This window comes from Nocardia sp. NPDC050413, assembly GCF_040655475.1.
Lineage (GTDB): Bacteria > Actinomycetota > Actinomycetes > Mycobacteriales > Mycobacteriaceae > Nocardia > Nocardia coubleae.
On sequence record NZ_JBFAJZ010000014.1, the window covers coordinates 42711 to 57351 of the forward strand.

The 14641-nt window shown below is 66.4% G+C and carries 15 protein-coding genes; 6 read left to right on the plus strand and 9 right to left on the minus strand.

The features are described 5' to 3' along the window. Nucleotides 1-64 precede the first annotated feature (64 nt). From sigM to AB0I19_RS25730, 5 genes are all read left to right on the plus strand, one after another. Nucleotides 65-622 (plus strand): RNA polymerase sigma factor SigM, encoded by a 558-nt coding sequence (gene sigM, locus AB0I19_RS25710; protein ID WP_357152037.1) that lies wholly within the window; start codon nucleotides 65-67, stop codon nucleotides 620-622. Nucleotides 623-718: 96 nt separating this feature from the next. Continuing rightward, entirely contained in the window at nucleotides 719-1507 is a 789-nt protein-coding gene (locus AB0I19_RS25715; protein ID WP_357151898.1) for a hypothetical protein, read from the plus strand. Between the two features lie 211 nt (nucleotides 1508-1718). Continuing rightward, nucleotides 1719-2705: a thioredoxin-disulfide reductase gene (trxB, locus tag AB0I19_RS25720; RefSeq protein ID WP_357151901.1), complete on the plus strand. Its 987-nt coding sequence runs from the start codon at nucleotides 1719-1721 to the stop codon at nucleotides 2703-2705. Between the two features lie 31 nt (nucleotides 2706-2736). Next, the gene (gene trxA, locus AB0I19_RS25725; protein ID WP_225281643.1) at nucleotides 2737-3069 is read left to right on the plus strand and encodes a thioredoxin; all 333 of its coding nucleotides are present in this window, start codon (nucleotides 2737-2739) and stop codon (nucleotides 3067-3069) included. A 134-nt stretch (nucleotides 3070-3203) separates the two neighbouring features. Further along, nucleotides 3204-4391 carry an N-acetylmuramoyl-L-alanine amidase gene (locus AB0I19_RS25730; protein WP_357151904.1) on the plus strand — a complete coding sequence of 396 codons (1188 nt, stop codon included), beginning with the start codon at nucleotides 3204-3206 and terminating at the stop codon, nucleotides 4389-4391. A 57-nt stretch (nucleotides 4392-4448) separates the two neighbouring features. Here AB0I19_RS25730 and AB0I19_RS25735 read toward each other — a convergent pair whose 3' ends face one another. The 9 genes from AB0I19_RS25735 to rpmH all read right to left on the minus strand — a co-directional run bounded on the left by AB0I19_RS25735 (nucleotide 4449) and on the right by rpmH (nucleotide 11242). Then, a complete protein-coding gene (locus tag AB0I19_RS25735) occupies nucleotides 4449-5174 on the minus strand; it encodes a GNAT family N-acetyltransferase (RefSeq protein WP_181698208.1) in 726 nt (241 codons plus the stop codon). 106 nt (nucleotides 5175-5280) lie between these two features. Beyond that, on the minus strand, nucleotides 5281-6309 hold the full coding sequence (locus AB0I19_RS25740) for a ParB/RepB/Spo0J family partition protein (protein ID WP_067644027.1): 1029 nt from the start codon (nucleotides 6307-6309) through the stop codon (nucleotides 5281-5283). 37 nt (nucleotides 6310-6346) lie between these two features. Continuing rightward, nucleotides 6347-7342: a ParA family protein gene (locus AB0I19_RS25745; RefSeq protein ID WP_067644030.1), complete on the minus strand. Its 996-nt coding sequence runs from the start codon at nucleotides 7340-7342 to the stop codon at nucleotides 6347-6349. Nucleotides 7343-7879: 537 nt separating this feature from the next. After that, on the minus strand, nucleotides 7880-8626 hold the full coding sequence (rsmG, locus tag AB0I19_RS25750; protein WP_357151907.1) for a 16S rRNA (guanine(527)-N(7))-methyltransferase RsmG: 747 nt from the start codon (nucleotides 8624-8626) through the stop codon (nucleotides 7880-7882). Between the two features lie 93 nt (nucleotides 8627-8719). Then, nucleotides 8720-9253, minus strand: a complete 534-nt coding sequence (locus AB0I19_RS25755) for a protein jag (protein ID WP_067495109.1) — start codon at nucleotides 9251-9253, stop codon at nucleotides 8720-8722. Nucleotides 9254-9279: 26 nt separating this feature from the next. Then, complete coding sequence (gene yidC, locus AB0I19_RS25760) at nucleotides 9280-10356, minus strand: membrane protein insertase YidC (protein ID WP_357151910.1); 1077 nt, start codon at nucleotides 10354-10356, stop codon at nucleotides 9280-9282. A 4-nt stretch (nucleotides 10357-10360) separates the two neighbouring features. Then, on the minus strand, nucleotides 10361-10660 hold the full coding sequence (yidD, locus tag AB0I19_RS25765) for a membrane protein insertion efficiency factor YidD (RefSeq protein ID WP_067495118.1): 300 nt from the start codon (nucleotides 10658-10660) through the stop codon (nucleotides 10361-10363). Further along, nucleotides 10660-11076 carry a ribonuclease P protein component gene (rnpA, locus tag AB0I19_RS25770; RefSeq protein WP_357151912.1) on the minus strand — a complete coding sequence of 139 codons (417 nt, stop codon included), beginning with the start codon at nucleotides 11074-11076 and terminating at the stop codon, nucleotides 10660-10662. The genes yidD and rnpA overlap by 1 nt, the downstream gene beginning before the upstream one ends. Nucleotides 11077-11098: 22 nt before the next feature. Further along, nucleotides 11099-11242, minus strand: a complete 144-nt coding sequence (gene rpmH / locus AB0I19_RS25775; protein WP_071932098.1) for a 50S ribosomal protein L34 — start codon at nucleotides 11240-11242, stop codon at nucleotides 11099-11101. 685 nt (nucleotides 11243-11927) lie between these two features. On the opposite strand from rpmH, the gene dnaA reads away from it, so the two are divergent. Next, nucleotides 11928-14108: a chromosomal replication initiator protein DnaA gene (dnaA, locus tag AB0I19_RS25780; RefSeq protein WP_357151915.1), complete on the plus strand. Its 2181-nt coding sequence runs from the start codon at nucleotides 11928-11930 to the stop codon at nucleotides 14106-14108. Nucleotides 14109-14641: the final 533 nt, after the last annotated feature.

Sequence of the window (14641 nt, forward strand, 5' to 3'; positions counted from 1 at the left end):
GGAAGTCAACGAGCAAGTACGCGGGGGGACAACGCGCCAGGCGGCGTTCCGCGATCGCTCGTTCCTGGAGAACGGCAGCGACAAGGAACTTCTCGCCGCGCACGTACGCGGCGAACCGCACGCCTTCTCCGAACTGCTGCGCAGGCACAAGGATCACCTCTGGCAGACCGCGCTGCGCACGTCCTACAGCCGTGAGGACGCCGCCGACTGCCTGCAGGACGCCTTGTTCTCCGCCCATCGCACCGCCGAGACGTTCCGCGCCGAGTCCGAGGTGCGCAGCTGGTTGCACGCCATCGTCGTGAACGCCTGCCTCGACCGGATCCGGCGCAACAAGACCCGCCGCGCCATCTCCGTCACCCCCGACACCATGCCCGAGGCGGTCGAGCCACGCGATGCCTACGCCGACTACGAGCTGAACCTCGTGGTGAGCGAGGCGCTGTTCACCCTCCCTGACGAACAGCGGCTCGCCCTGGTGATGACCGAGATGGAGGGCCGGAGTGTGGCCGATACCGCCTTGGCACTCGGCGTGGCGGAAGGCACGATCAAGAGCAGATGCGCCCGAGCGCGCGTACGTTTGCAAGAACGTTTGGAATTTTTCCGGGATCCAGGGAACCGGAGCTAGCCCGGATGCGTCATTAACAGTGACGAACAAGTCAGCGATGTACATGCTGCGATCCGAAAATCGACAGAACAGGGGAGGTGCGAGGTGGCTCGATCCGTGCCGCAGCCTCCGTTCCCGTCGGAACTGCTGGCCGATCTGCACGCCGACAATCTCGCACCGGAACTCCGCGAGCAACTGTGGCCCAAGGTCCGCACCGACCCGGACGCGCTGCGCTACCTGAACGATCTCGACGAGGTGAACACCCGCCTCCGCACGCTGGCCGACGAAGACCTGGTCGTGCACCGCATGCCCGACGACGTCGCCGACCGCATGTTCCGATTCGTCGCCGAACTCGACGCGAACGAGGGACCGACCGAACGAATCACAGCCGAACCCGACGTGGGCGACGGCCCGACCGAACGAATCACCTCTGTCCCGACCATCGCCACCCCCGCCGCGGAACCGTCCACGCCGATCTCGTTGGCGCAGTACAAGTCCCGCCGCCGGATGGGCTTCTTGGTTGCGGCAGCGGCCACGATCGCCGTCCTCGCGGGTGTGGGCGCCGTCGTCGGCACCCTCGACAACACCGACGGCACACCGACGGCCGCCCCACCCACCGAACCGGCCGTCCCGGGCGACGACCTCACCGCGGCCGCCGCCCTCACCGCCCTCGGCAAACGCGACGTGCACGGCCCGCTCGCCGACGAGGCCGCCCTCACCCGGTGCGTGCAGGCCAACGGCATCGACCGTGCCGTCCTAGGTGCGTCGAGCATCACCTTCCGCGGCGACGACGCCGTCCTCGTCCTCGTCAAAGGCCCCCAAACCCCGACCATCACCGCGTTGGTCGTCGGCACCGGATGCACCACGGGCGCCCCGAGCCGATTAGCCGTCCGCGACATCGGCTGACCTGCCCTTCCAGGCGACACTCAGCTGTTCTCGGCGCGTCCCCGCCTCTGGACTGACCGGAGGGTGCGACGAAGGAGTGCCCGCAGGGAGGGAAGAGGCGGGGGTTCAGCGCCGAGAACCGCGGCGCCAGCCGCCAAATGAGCAGAGGGAACAACACCGTTTAGGCTGTTGTTGACTCACACGTCCCAGCATTGCTTTTCGGAAGGGCCCCATGAGCACGCCAGTTCGCGACCTGATCATCGTCGGCTCAGGACCCGCCGGCTACACGGCGGCCGTCTATGCCGCCCGCGCCGAGTTGGCGCCCTTGGTTTTCGAGGGCACCCAGTTCGGCGGTGCCCTGATGACCACCACCGAGGTGGAGAACTTCCCCGGTTTCCGCGAGGGCATCATGGGCCCGGACCTGATGGAGCAGATGCGCGAGCAGGCCAAGCGGTTCGGCGCCGACCTGCGCACCGAGGACGTCGACGCGATCGACCTGTCCGGCCCGGTGAAGAAGGTCACTGTCGGTGACGAGACGTTCGAGGCCTACGCCGTCATCCTCGCGATGGGTTCGGCCGCCCGCTACCTGCACGTCCCCGGTGAGCAGGAACTGCTCGGCCGCGGCGTGAGCGCGTGCGCCACCTGCGACGGCTTCTTCTTCAAGGGCCAGGACATCGTGGTCGTCGGCGGCGGTGACTCGGCGATGGAGGAAGCGACCTTCCTCACCAAGTTCGCCGCGAGCGTCACCATCGTGCACCGCCGCGAGGAGTTCCGTGCCTCCCGCATCATGCTCGAGCGCGCCAAGGCCAACGAGAAGATCAACTTCCGGCTCAACGCCGAGGTCGTGAAGGTCAACGGCGACAAGAGCGTCACCAGCCTCACCCTGCGCGACACCAGGACCGGCGAGGAATCCGAGCTGGCCGCGACCGGCCTGTTCGTCGCCATCGGCCACGATCCGCGCAGCGAACTGGTCAAGGGCCAGGTCGCGCTCGACGGCGAAGGCTATGTGCAGGTGACCGATCCGGGCACCGCCACCGATGTGGCAGGCGTGTTCGCGGCGGGCGACCTCGTCGACCACACCTACCGCCAGGCGATCACCGCTGCGGGCACCGGTTGCCGCGCCGCCATCGATGCCGAGCGCTGGCTCGCCGAGCAGGGCGACATCACCGCCAACACACTCGAAAACGCCGACGGCCCGGCCGCGGTGTCCGCCAACTGATTTCGCGTTCCACCCAGGCAGGAGAACACCCATGGCCGACAGTGCCAACACCATCACCGTGACCGACCAGTCCTTCGCCGACGACGTGCTGCTCAGCGAGAAGCCCGTGCTCGTCGACTTCTGGGCCGACTGGTGCGGCCCGTGCAAGATGGTCGCCCCCGTGCTGGAGGAGATTGCGGGCACCCATGCCGACAAGCTCACCATCGCCAAGCTCGACACCGAGGCCAACCCCGGCGCAGCCCGCGACTACCAGATCCTGTCGCTGCCGACCATGATCCTGTTCCAGGGCGGCAAGCCGGTGAAGCAGATCGTCGGCGCCAAGGGCAAGGCGGCGCTGCTGCGCGAGCTCGACGGGCTCATCTGAGCGGCGATCGATCCGACAAAGACACCTCCCACCGGCCGACGCGCCGTAGGATGCCTGGACCCGGGATTCCCGCAATACCGCCCGGGTCTGAGACAATCGACGGACGCTCCGGCCGAAGGAAAGGGCTCTTACGCATGCACCGACTTCGTCACGGCGATTCAGGACCGGCCGTCGCAGAGGTTCGGAGCACCCTCGCAAGCCTCGGTTTCCTGCATCGCCAGCACGATTGGCAGGACACCGATGTGGTCTTCGACCGCTCGCTCGACTCGGCGGTTCGCGCGTTCCAGCAGCAGCGTGGTCTGCTCGTCGACGGGATCGTCGGCCCGGCCACGTATCGCGCGCTGAAGGAAGCCTCTTATCGCCTGGGTGCCCGCACACTGATCTACCAGCTGTCCGCCCCGCTGTACGGCGACGACGTGGCCACCCTGCAGCGCAAGCTGCAGGACCTCGGCTTCTACGTGCACCGGGTCGACGGCTACTTCGGTCCACACACCCACGAGGGACTCAGCGCCTTCCAGCGCGAGATCGGTCTCTCGGCCGACGGCATCTGTGGTCCCGACACATTGCGCTCGCTCGATCTGCTCGGCGCGCGCGTCACCGGTGGCAACCCGCATCGCATCGCCGAGGAAGAGGTGGTGCACCGGGCGGGACCGCAGCTAACCGGCAAGCGCATCGTCATCGACCCCGGATTCGGCGGTCCCGACAAGGGATTCGCCGTGCCGTCGGAGTTCGGTGACGTGTACGAGTCGGAGATCCTGTGGGATCTGGCTTCGCGGCTCGAGGGCCGGATGGCCGCCACCGGCATGGAGACGTTCCTGTCGCGGCCGTGGGGCGCTAATCCGACCGATGCCGAACGCGCCGAGACCTCCAACGCTTTCGACGCCGATCTGATGATCTCGTTGCGCTGTGCGATGAGTGACAATCCGTCGGCGCAGGGCGTAGCCGGGTTCTACTTCGGTAATTCGCACGGTTCGGTGTCGATGATCGGGCAGGTACTCGCGGGGTTCATCCAGCGCGAGGTGGTTGCTCGCACGTCCCTGCAGGACTGCCGTACCCATCAGCGCACCTGGGATCTGCTGCGTCTCACCAAGATGCCGACGGTCCAGGTGGACCTGGGCTACCTCACCAACGAATACGACGCCTCCATACTCACCAACCCGCGCATGCGGGACGTGATCGCCGAGGCGATCCTCATCTCGGTGAAACGGCTGTACCTGCTCGGCCAGGACGACCAGCCCACCGGCACCTACACCTTCGCCGAGCTGCTCGCCGAGGAACTGGCGGCGCAAGACCGGCTGCCGGAGAATTCCGGTCTGGTGTAACCATCGCAACGAAAGCGGCCCCGCAGAGTATCTGCGGGGCCGCTTTCGTCTATGTCCTCAACGCACGCCGATACGGGCAGGGGGCGCCATTTCCGCGGCGGCCAGAAGCTGGTCGAGGGCGCGCTCGACGTCTTCCTTCCAGCCGTGATCGGAGTCGAGCTCGAGACGCAGGCGTGGGAAGCGGTGATGCTGCGCCACCACTTCGAAGCCGACGTCCTCGAGGAAATCCGCGTCGATCATGCAGGTTTCCGGGGTGCACTGGGTGGTCGAGGCGCGATCGCGCAGGGGAGCGGCGATCCGTTCCATGAGCCGCATCGACGAGCCGAGTCCCCGATCGGCGACCGAGCTCGACGGCGGCCCGTTGCGGATGCCGAATGCCTCGAGCGCCCGCACACCGCGACGCACCAGATCGGCCACCACGGCCTGCACCAGCCGGTGGGCTACATCGGATTCGTCATAGGGGAATTCGGCCTGCAGCGTCGTCAGCAGGATGGCATCCGGGCTCACGGGGGAGGTGGGGAACAGGGTCGAGCGCGGCACCGAACTCGGCGGCGAATACAGCGCGCAGCCGGCGATGTTGTTGTCGACCTGTGCCACCTGCCCGCACGATCCCCATTCGAGCATGACCGTCGAGAGCCATGCCTCCTTCTCGAAAACCGGATCGCTGAAGGACTGGGAGTCGGCGGCCACGGCCGGATCGAGCTCCCAGAAAACACACCGCCGGGTATGCGCCGGAAGCCGATCGAGTCCGTCGAGGGTCAATGCTGTGACGCTGGTCGACACTGCTCTGTTCAGCCTCCAGCTGTCCGATTCATCCACGCTCACGCCACATCACTATCCACAGTAATGCCGCCTCTTTCCGAGATGTAGAAAGGCTGGGAAGTCCCTGTCACAGTGACGTTTCAGGGCTGGCTTGCTCCATCAGCGCCACAATGCGCTCGAGATCTTCGACGGAACCGAACTCGACAACGATCTTGCCCTTGCGCTTGCCGAGGCTCACCGTCACCCGGGTGTCATAGGAACCCGATAGGCGTTCGGCGACTTCCTGTAGACCCGGCATGTGGATCGGCTTGCGCTTCGGTGCCGGGGGAGCGACCTCCGACGGATTGCGGTTGGCCAGCGTCACCGCTTCCTCGGTGGAGCGCACCGACAAACCTTCGGCGACAATCCGTTCCGCCAGCGCCTCCTGCGCCTCGGCGCCCGCGTCCAAACCGAGGAGCGCGCGGGCATGGCCGGCCGACAGCACACCGGCGGCCACCCGACGCTGCACCGGAATCGGGAGCTTCAGCAGCCGGATCATGTTCGTCACCACCGGACGCGAGCGGCCGATACGCGAGGCCAGTTCCTCGTGGGTGACATCGAACTCTTCGAGCAGCTGCTGATACGCCGCCGCCTCTTCGAGGGGGTTCAGCTGCACGCGATGGATGTTCTCCAGCAGCGCGTCGCGCAGCATCGAGCTGTCGGCGGTATCGCGAATGATGGCCGGGATGGTGGCCAGGCCCGCTTCTTGGCATGCGCGCCACCGGCGCTCGCCCATGACCAACTGGAACTTGTCGACACCCGGTTCGAGCCGCCGCACCACGATCGGCTGCATCAACCCGAATTCGCGGATCGAGTGCACCAGCTCGGCCAGTGCCTCTTCCTCGAACACCGAGCGCGGTTGCTTCGGGTTCGGTTCGATCTGATCCGCGGGGATCTCGCGGTACACCGCATCGCCGGGGGAGACCAGATCCTCCTCCGGCTCCGCGGGTTCGGCATCGGGAACGCGATGCAGGAATGCCTCGGCCGGTTGCGGGCCGATCGGGTTGATGCCGATCACGCTCGCCGCGGAACTGCTGAGCCCGGGCGCCACGGCGGGCCCCGTCGGGATCAACGCCGCCAACCCGCGACCGAGACCGCCCTTTTTCGCCTGACTCATCGGCTACCGATCCCTTCCTCGTTCCAACACACCAGCACTACGACGCGCCCTGGACAACCTGGGCGCGCCCGGCGAGCTCACGCCCGGCGTCCATGTAGCTCATCGCGCCGCGGGAGCCTGGATCATAATCGAGCACGGTCATCCCGTAGCCCGGCGCCTCCGAGACCTTCACGCTGCGCGGGATCATCGACTTGAGCACCACGTCGCCGAAGTGATTGCGCACTTCCTCCGCGACCTGGTCGGCCAGCTTCGTGCGGCCGTCGTACATGGTGAGCAGAACCGTCGACACGTGGAGCTCCGGGTTGAGATGCGACTGCACCAGCCCGATATTGCGCAGCAACTGGCCGACGCCCTCCAGCGCGTAGTACTCGCACTGGATCGGAATCAGCACCTCTTTGGCCGCGACGAGCGCGTTGACGGTGAGCAGCCCGAGCGAGGGCGGGCAGTCGATCAGCACGTAGTCGATGTCGTATCCGGCGACGGCGGCATCGCGAATCGCGGTCTTCAACCGCCCCTCTCGCGCGACCATCGAGACCAACTCGATCTCCGCGCCGGCGAGGTCGATCGTGGCGGGAACGCACAACAGACGTTCGCTGTGCGGGCTCTGCTGGATGGCGTCGGTCACCGACACCTCACCGATCAGCAGCTCGTAACTGGACGGCACACCGGAGTGGTGGGCGACGCCCAGCGCCGTACTCGCATTGCCCTGCGGGTCTAGATCGACGACGAGGACGGTCATCCCCTGATGCGCCAGTGCGGCGGCAAGATTCACCGTCGTTGTCGTTTTGCCTACGCCACCCTTCTGGTTGGCGATGGTGATGATCCGTTGCTCGCGGGGTTTCGGCACAGTGACCTTTCCTGGATGCAGAATCTGGCTGGCGCGTTGCGCTTCCGCCGCGATCGGGGTCTCGGCGGGGGAGATGTGCCCGAAAGGAGTATTCCCGAACGTCTCCGCGTCGAAGCTGCTGGAATCCAGCATCCCCGGGACCCGCGACGTTGTTTCCCGTGAAACATTCGCCGGACCGCTCGACATAGATTGCTCCTAACCCGAGAACTTCAGATCACGTATCCCCGACGAACGTCGGCGCCGTGTCATCACAAACAAACTGCGTCGGTGGAGAACTCGAAATTCGAGGAGATGGACTCACTCGCGCCGACCCTCAATAGCTTGCCAGCACCGGGACCGTTAGGAAAGCTGAATCGCGGCACGCCGCACGGGACACGCACAACGCGGCACAGAATTCACTTCACCGACGCTTGTTTCACGGGAAACAACGTGTGGTCACGTTCCACGTGAAACACGGAACGAGCCAGTCGCCAGCGCCCCCACCGGATTCCGCGCTTCAGAACCAGATCCTCGACAGAGCGTCGTTCACGAACCGGTTCCGTCGATGATCATCCACCACGGCCGGCGAGGCATGGGCGCGGTCCGCAACTCCTACGCCCACCTCTTGCTATCCCAGTCGCTATGGCGAAATTCAACGCTAACCCGGCGCACCCAACCACCCTCGACCCATTTCGTCACGGTACGAAACTCATTGAGCCGCATCCGAAAGCGAGCCAGGGCAATTCAGGAGTTGTTGCGCCTTCTCGTCTTCTTTTCCGCGCCAGCGGCTTTACGTCCTCCGCGACGGTTCGGGCGTTCGGCACGGGGGAGGAGTTCGGCGCTGATGACAAGGGTCGGGATCTCGACGATGCCCGCGCCGCAGCCGACGACGCGAAGATCGGTCGCGCCGTCCCGGATCAGCTCGGCACCGTCGCGTTCGAGTTCCTCGGCGGCGCTGGTTCCTTTGAGCGCGAGCATCCGTCCGTGGTCACGGAGAAGGGGGAGCGACCAGTGCGCGAGTTTAGCGAGCGGGGCGACCGCGCGCGAGGTGACGACATCCGCGCCGCCCGCTTCCTTGATGACGCCCGACTGTTCGGCGCGCCCGCGCACGACGGTGACCTCGAGTCCGGCGTCTTCGATGAACTCGCTCAGGAACACCGTCCGGCGCAGCAGCGGCTCCACGAGCGTGATGCGAAGGTCCGGCCGCGCGATGGCCAACGGGATGCCCGGCAGTCCGGCGCCACTGCCGACATCGACCACGGACACGCCTTCGTCGATCAGCTCACCGACCACCGCGCAGTTGAGGATGTGCCGCTCCCAGAGCCGGGGGACTTCACGCGGACCGATGAGCCCGCGCTCCACGCCTGCGGTGGCGAGCGCAGCGCAGTAGCGGCGGGCGAGGTCCAGGCGGTCACCGAACAGCCGGGCTGCGGCAGCGGGCGGTTCCAGTTCGGCGGACAGCGCACCCAGTTCTCGTTCCACGTGAAACATCCTTCTCCAGTGGTGGTGATCGGGGCATGAATAAGGCCCCCGGTCCGGGACCGGAGGCCTTATTACTTCCTGCGTGGTCGCGGCGGTGTGAGCCTACTCCGGCACAACCACCACATGACGATTCGGCTCGACACCTTCGCTCTCGCTCGCCACGCCGTCGATCTCGGCAACGGCGTCGTGCACGATCTTGCGTTCGAACGGCGTCATCGCCGACAGCGCCTCGGGCTTGCCCGACTCGAGCACCCGCTTGGCAGCGGCCACACCCAGCTCGCTCAGATCGGCACGGCGCTGGGCGCGCCAGCCGGCCACGTCGAGCATCAGGCGGCTACGGACGCCGGTCGCCTGCTGCACGGCCAGGCGGGTGAGTTCCTGAAGCGCGTCGAGAACTTCACCATTGCGGCCGACCAGCTTGGTCAGGTCGCGGCCGCCGTCGATGCTCACGACCGCGCGGTCGCCCTCCACGTCGAGGTCGATATCGCCGTCGAAGTCGAGCACGTCCAGCAGCTGCTCGAGGTAGTCGCCCGCGATCTCGCCCTCTTCGATCAACGCCTCCTCGGCGTCGTTCACGACGTCCACAGTCGTCGACACGGTGGCGTCCCCTCCGTCGGTCTGGGTCTCAACAGTCATTGGATTTCCCTCTATCCGGTCGCGTCTCAGCGCTTACGCTTCTGGTTCGCGCGGCCACGGTTACCCGGCCGCTGCTGCCCGCCGGGCTTGCGCTTTCCGCCGCCCTGCTTGGCCGACTGCTTCGGGGTGCCGTTGCTCGCCGCAGTCCCGTTCGCCGAGGGCGACTCGTCGGCAGGGGCGTCCTGCTTCTTGCGGACGTCGACCGGCTTGGCACCGGGCTTGGGTGCGTTCTGCGCCCGCAGCTCGAGCTTCTTCTGCTTCTTGGCCTCTTCTTCCTTCTCCATCCGGCCGAACACCAGGTGCTGCTGTCCGTAGGTCCAGATGTTGTTGGCCACCCAGTAGAGCAGGATGCCGATCATCAGGAAGGGGCCACCGACCATCACGCCGAGCGGGAAGACCCACAGCGACAGCTTGTTCATGATGGCGGCCTGCGGGTTGGCCGCGGCCTCGGGGGTCTGGCGGGCGACGGAAGCGCGAGCGTTGAAGTGGGTCGCCACACCGGCGATCACCATCAGCGGGATCGCGACGAGGGCGATGCTCGTCCGGCTCGGCGTGCCACCCCAGTCGGCGAACGCCTGCAGCTCACTCACCGGCGCGGTGATGAACGCCGCGATCGGGGCGCCGAAGATCCGCGCGCTCAGGAACGACTGGACGTCGGTGGCGCTGAAGATGTAGTTGCCGATGTTGGCGTTTTCCTCGGCGGACAAACCGAGCTGACCCCACCCGTGACCGGTCCGGTTGAACGAGCGGAGCACATGGAACAGACCGAGGAACACCGGCACCTGCACCAGCACCGGCAGACAGCCCATGAGCGGGTTGAAGCCGTGTTCCTTCTGCAGCTTCTGCATCTCCCGCGCCATGGTCTCGCGGTCGTTCTTGTACTTCTTCTGCAGCTCCTTGATCTGGGGCTGCAGCTCCTGCATCTGCCGCGTGGTGCGGACCTGCTTCACGAACGGCTTGTACAGCACCAGCCGCAGGGTGAAGACCAGGAACACCACGGCGAGGCTCCAGGTGAGCCCGCTGTCGGGGCCGAACACGAAGCCGAAGGCTTTGTGCCAGAACCATAGGATGGCGGATACCGGCCAGTAGATGATGTCGAGCACGGCTCTAGGTACTCCCGTCGTTCGTATCGCCGATCAGCGCGGGCGATGACTTTGTGAAAGCATTCGACCCGCGCTCCGGCACGGGATCCCACCCCCCAGGGTGCCAGGGCGCGCATTTGGCCAGGCGAACGACCGTCAGTACCGATCCGACGACCAGCCCGCGGGTCCGCAGGGCGGTCACCGCGTACTCGCTGCACGTGGGGGTGAAGCGGCAGATCGGCATCCGGGTGGGGGAGACATAAGTGCGGTAGAGCTCGATCAGGAAGATCAGCGCGTTCGCGGGTAACCGAGCGAGCGTGCGCATCACCGTTCACCGGCCGGGGTGCGACCGAGCGCGGCCGCCGGGACCCGCTGCAAGCCGAGCTTGCGGAGTCCGGCGCGCAGCTGGCGCAGCAACTCGGCGGAGTCGGCGGTGGCCGCACCGGGCAGGGCCCGGATCACGACATCGGTATCGGCGGGCAGTTCATCGATCACCTGGGCGCACATATGACGCAGGCGGCGGGCCACCCGGTGGCGAACCACCGCGTTACCCACCGCCTTGCTGACAATCAGCCCGAACCGAGGACCGCCTACGCGGACCAGGGAATCGCCGTCGGCGACATCGTCGTACGTGTGCGTGAACGCGTGTACGACGAGATCTCGCCTCCCGATTCGCTGACCGCGGCGCACCGTGCGGGAGAAATCAGCACGGTGGTGCAACCGATACGGCTCAGGCAACACCCGAGCGTCCGACTACGCGCGATCAGGCAGTCAGTTCGGAGCGGCCCTTACGGCGACGCGCCGAAACGATGGCGCGGCCCGCACGGGTCCGCATCCGGAGGCGGAAGCCGTGCACGCGCGCCCGACGACGGTTGTTCGGCTGGAACGTCCGCTTGCCCTTGGCCACGGTCAACACTCCTCGAGTTGGTGGGCACCGGTGAGGTACCCGAAGTTTTCGGTGATTCGGATTCTGCGCTGCGGACCGCGGTCTACGCACAGAGTGCCTTGGCGATCAGCGTGCAGCGCACAGCCGCCACCGCGCCAAGGGGTGACTGTATGAGGGTACTGATCGCCCCATACAGGGTCAAATTCGGCCCACATGGGGCGAAACGGTCGGCGAACGTCCGGCCCGGATGCGGTCGGGACGAGTACCGACGTCCAGACTACCTGCCGGCCGTGTCGAGCCCTCGGCGAGCCGACCTGCGGCGACACGCCCGGGCGTCACTGACGCGGACAGCAACTTTTCGTGAGTTCCTCCACACCTCTGGCGTCGCGGGCGCCTTGCGGCTAGCCTCTGTAGCCGGGGGATTGCTGAAGAACCGCAGGTCCAGCTTCTTTCACTGCCACACGCTGGCAGAATTCCTCTATCCCCAGGTTTGTCCACATCTGTGGATAATTGTGTGGAAAGACGGCCGGAGTGGCATATTCGTAGGGCCCACGGTGCCCTCGCCAAGTCCGATCCCGGGACCGCACGGCGTTCGAACCGGCTTCGGTTGTTCGCTTCGATCACGCCGATCGCACCTGGTCACAGGTGCTGCGCTGGCGTGCTCGGCGGCCGTTGGCCCAACAAACCGGTCCGGGGAGGACGCTGCATGGACGACGAGCAGAACGTGCTGGCCACAGTGTGGCCGGAGGTGGTCGCCGAACTCACCACCGGCTCGGCCGACGGCGCCATTCCCGCGGTGAGCCGGGCCCAGCAGGCGTGGTTGAAGCTGGTGAAACCGCTCACCGTCGCCCAGGGTTTCGCGTTGCTGTCCGTTCCGTCGTCGCTGGCACAGGAGGCGATCGAGCGCGATCTGCGCGAGCCGATCCTGCGTTCGCTCGGCCGCAGACTCGGGCCGCAGGTGGAAGGACTCGGGGTGCGCATCGCCGCGCCGAGCCCGGCCGCGGGGGAGCGCACGGGCAGTTCGCCCCGGCACGCCAGGATGACGAGCCGTCCGGAGCGTCCGCGTGAGCAGGTTCGCCCGCCCGCCGGCTACCCCGGCCCCGATTTCAGCGTGCCCGACTATCCCCAGCGCGGTGACTACGGCAGGCCGCGCTACGGCGCCGACGACTACAACGGCAACTCCGGCGAGTACGGCAACGACTACCAGCAGGCGCCCGAGTATCAGCAGGCGCCCGACTACCAGCGCGACGGCGAGTACGGCAGCAGCTTCGGTGGCCGCGAGTTCCCGGCGCAGGCCGGTGAGTACGGCGAGCGCGCCGAATACGCCGGACCGCGCGAGTACCCGGCCGAGCCGGAGTACCAGCAGCAGGGCGACTACCAGCAGCAACCGGAGTACCAGCAGGCTCCCGAGTACGCCAAGCCCCAGGAGTACAAGGCCGGCGAGTACAGCGGTGAGGATTTCCCCGGCGCCGATTTCGAGCCGACGGCTGTCTATCCCGTTCCCGATTTCAACGGCGAGTTCGCCGGCCGCCCGGACTTCCGCGGTGCCCGTCCCGAACAGCGCGCCCCCGAACCGACCCAGGGCAGGCGCGAGCAGGGATCCTCGCGGCGCGATCATTCCGGGCAGGAAACCCTGTTCGGCACCGATCCGCCCGCACGTGCGCCGCGACGGCCGCAACCGCAGGAGGAGCCGGTTGCCGCGCGCGTCGAGGAGACACCGGCCGACGCCGCGCCCGAGCCGCCGCGCCCGGGGACGCCGGGCGCCCAGCCCGTCGACGACGAGCCGGTGGTCGACGCGCGCAACAACTGGCCGACGTATTTCAGCAAGTCGCCCGAGGCGCCGCCGCAGTCGTCGTCCTCGGCCAGCCTGAACGCGAAGTACACCTTCGAGACGTTCGTGATCGGCGCGTCGAACCGGTTCGCCCATGCCGCCGCGGTGGCCATCGCGGAGGCGCCCGCCCGGGCCTACAACCCGCTGTTCGTCTGGGGCGCTTCGGGTTTGGGCAAGACGCACCTGTTGCACGCGGCCGGTCACTACGCGCAGCGGCTGTTCCCCGGCATGCGGGTGAAGTACGTGTCGACCGAGGAATTCACCAACGACTTCATCAACAGCCTGCGCGACGACCGCAAGGTGGCGTTCAAGCGCCGCTACCGCGAGACCGACATCCTGCTGGTCGACGACATCCAGTTCATCGAAGGTAAGGAAGGCATCCAGGAGGAGTTCTTCCACACCTTCAACACCCTGCACAACGCGAACAAGCAGATCGTGGTGTCCTCGGATCGTCCGCCCAAGCAGCTGGCCACCCTCGAGGAGCGGCTGCGGACCAGGTTCGAGTGGGGCCTGATCACCGATGTGCAGCCGCCCGAACTCGAGACCCGCATCGCGATCCTGCGCAAGAAGGCCAGGATGGACCGGCTCGACGTACCCCACGACGTGCTGGAGCTCATCGCGAGCCGGGTGGAACGCAATATCCGCGAACTGGAGGGCGCGCTGATCCGGGTGACGGCCTTCGCCTCGCTCAACGGGCAGCCGCTCGACCTGTCGCTGGCCGAGGTGGTGCTGCGGGACCTGATGCCCGACACCGCCGCGCTCGAGATCAACGCGGCCACGATCATGGCGGTCACCGCCGAGTACTTCAATACGACGTTGGAGGAGCTCACCGGGCCGGGTAAGGCACGTCCGCTGGCGCAGGCGCGCCAGATCGCCATGTACCTGTGCCGTGAGCTGACCGATCTGTCGCTGCCCAAGATCGGGCAGGCGTTCGGCCGCGACCACACCACCGTGATGTACGCGGAGAAGAAGGTGCGCAAGGAGATGACCGAGCGCCGCCGCGTCTACGACCAGGTCCAAGAACTCACAGCCCGAATCAAACAGCGCTCTCGCTGATTTCATCCACACCCTCGAACACCGCCCTGAGCTGGGGCGGTGTTCTTTTTTGCCCTGTGGAATCCCTGTGGACTCCTCGAGGAATCCACCGGTTGTGCACCGGTTCACACACAGGCCTGGGGAGGGATCTGGGGAGCATCTACCCACAGGCAGTTGTGCACATCGTCCACAGGTTCCTCCACCAACAGCCTGTGAGTGCCACTGACCTGCGGCGGCGCCGGATCCGGCCTGTGGATTCCTCGAGGACTTCTTGTGGACTCCTCGAGGAATCCACCGGTTCGTCACCACCCTTGGTCAGGGTGTGAACAAGTGGGTGAAATCGGTGGAACAACTCGAGGACTACTCGAGGATGGATCTGGGACAACTTCGGGTGTCCACAGACACTCCCGATTCATCCTCGAGTCACTCCACGGCCATCCCCATGCCACCAAGCCCCCTGAGCTGCGGAAACGGGGGAAGTCCACAGATTCCACAGTGCCTACTACTACTTCAGTTCTCATTCTTAGAGAGATCTCTTGAAAACAGGGTGTGTG

What these genes read in the sequence shown, in the direction of transcription:
- dnaA (WP_357151915.1), top strand. Translation starts at nt 11,928, where the DNA reads ATGGACGACGAGCAGAACGTGCTGGCCACAGTGTGGCCGGAGGTGGTC.
- AB0I19_RS25740 (WP_067644027.1), bottom strand. Translation starts at nt 6,309, where the DNA reads ATGAGTCAGGCGAAAAAGGGCGGTCTCGGTCGCGGGTTGGCGGCGTTG.
- AB0I19_RS25745 (WP_067644030.1), bottom strand. Translation starts at nt 7,342, where the DNA reads ATGTCGAGCGGTCCGGCGAATGTTTCACGGGAAACAACGTCGCGGGTC.
- yidD (WP_067495118.1), bottom strand. Translation starts at nt 10,660, where the DNA reads ATGCGCACGCTCGCTCGGTTACCCGCGAACGCGCTGATCTTCCTGATC.
- trxA (WP_225281643.1), top strand. Translation starts at nt 2,737, where the DNA reads ATGGCCGACAGTGCCAACACCATCACCGTGACCGACCAGTCCTTCGCC.
- trxB (WP_357151901.1), top strand. Translation starts at nt 1,719, where the DNA reads ATGAGCACGCCAGTTCGCGACCTGATCATCGTCGGCTCAGGACCCGCC.
- AB0I19_RS25755 (WP_067495109.1), bottom strand. Translation starts at nt 9,253, where the DNA reads ATGACTGTTGAGACCCAGACCGACGGAGGGGACGCCACCGTGTCGACG.
- AB0I19_RS25730 (WP_357151904.1), top strand. Translation starts at nt 3,204, where the DNA reads ATGCACCGACTTCGTCACGGCGATTCAGGACCGGCCGTCGCAGAGGTT.
- rsmG (WP_357151907.1), bottom strand. Translation starts at nt 8,626, where the DNA reads ATGTTTCACGTGGAACGAGAACTGGGTGCGCTGTCCGCCGAACTGGAA.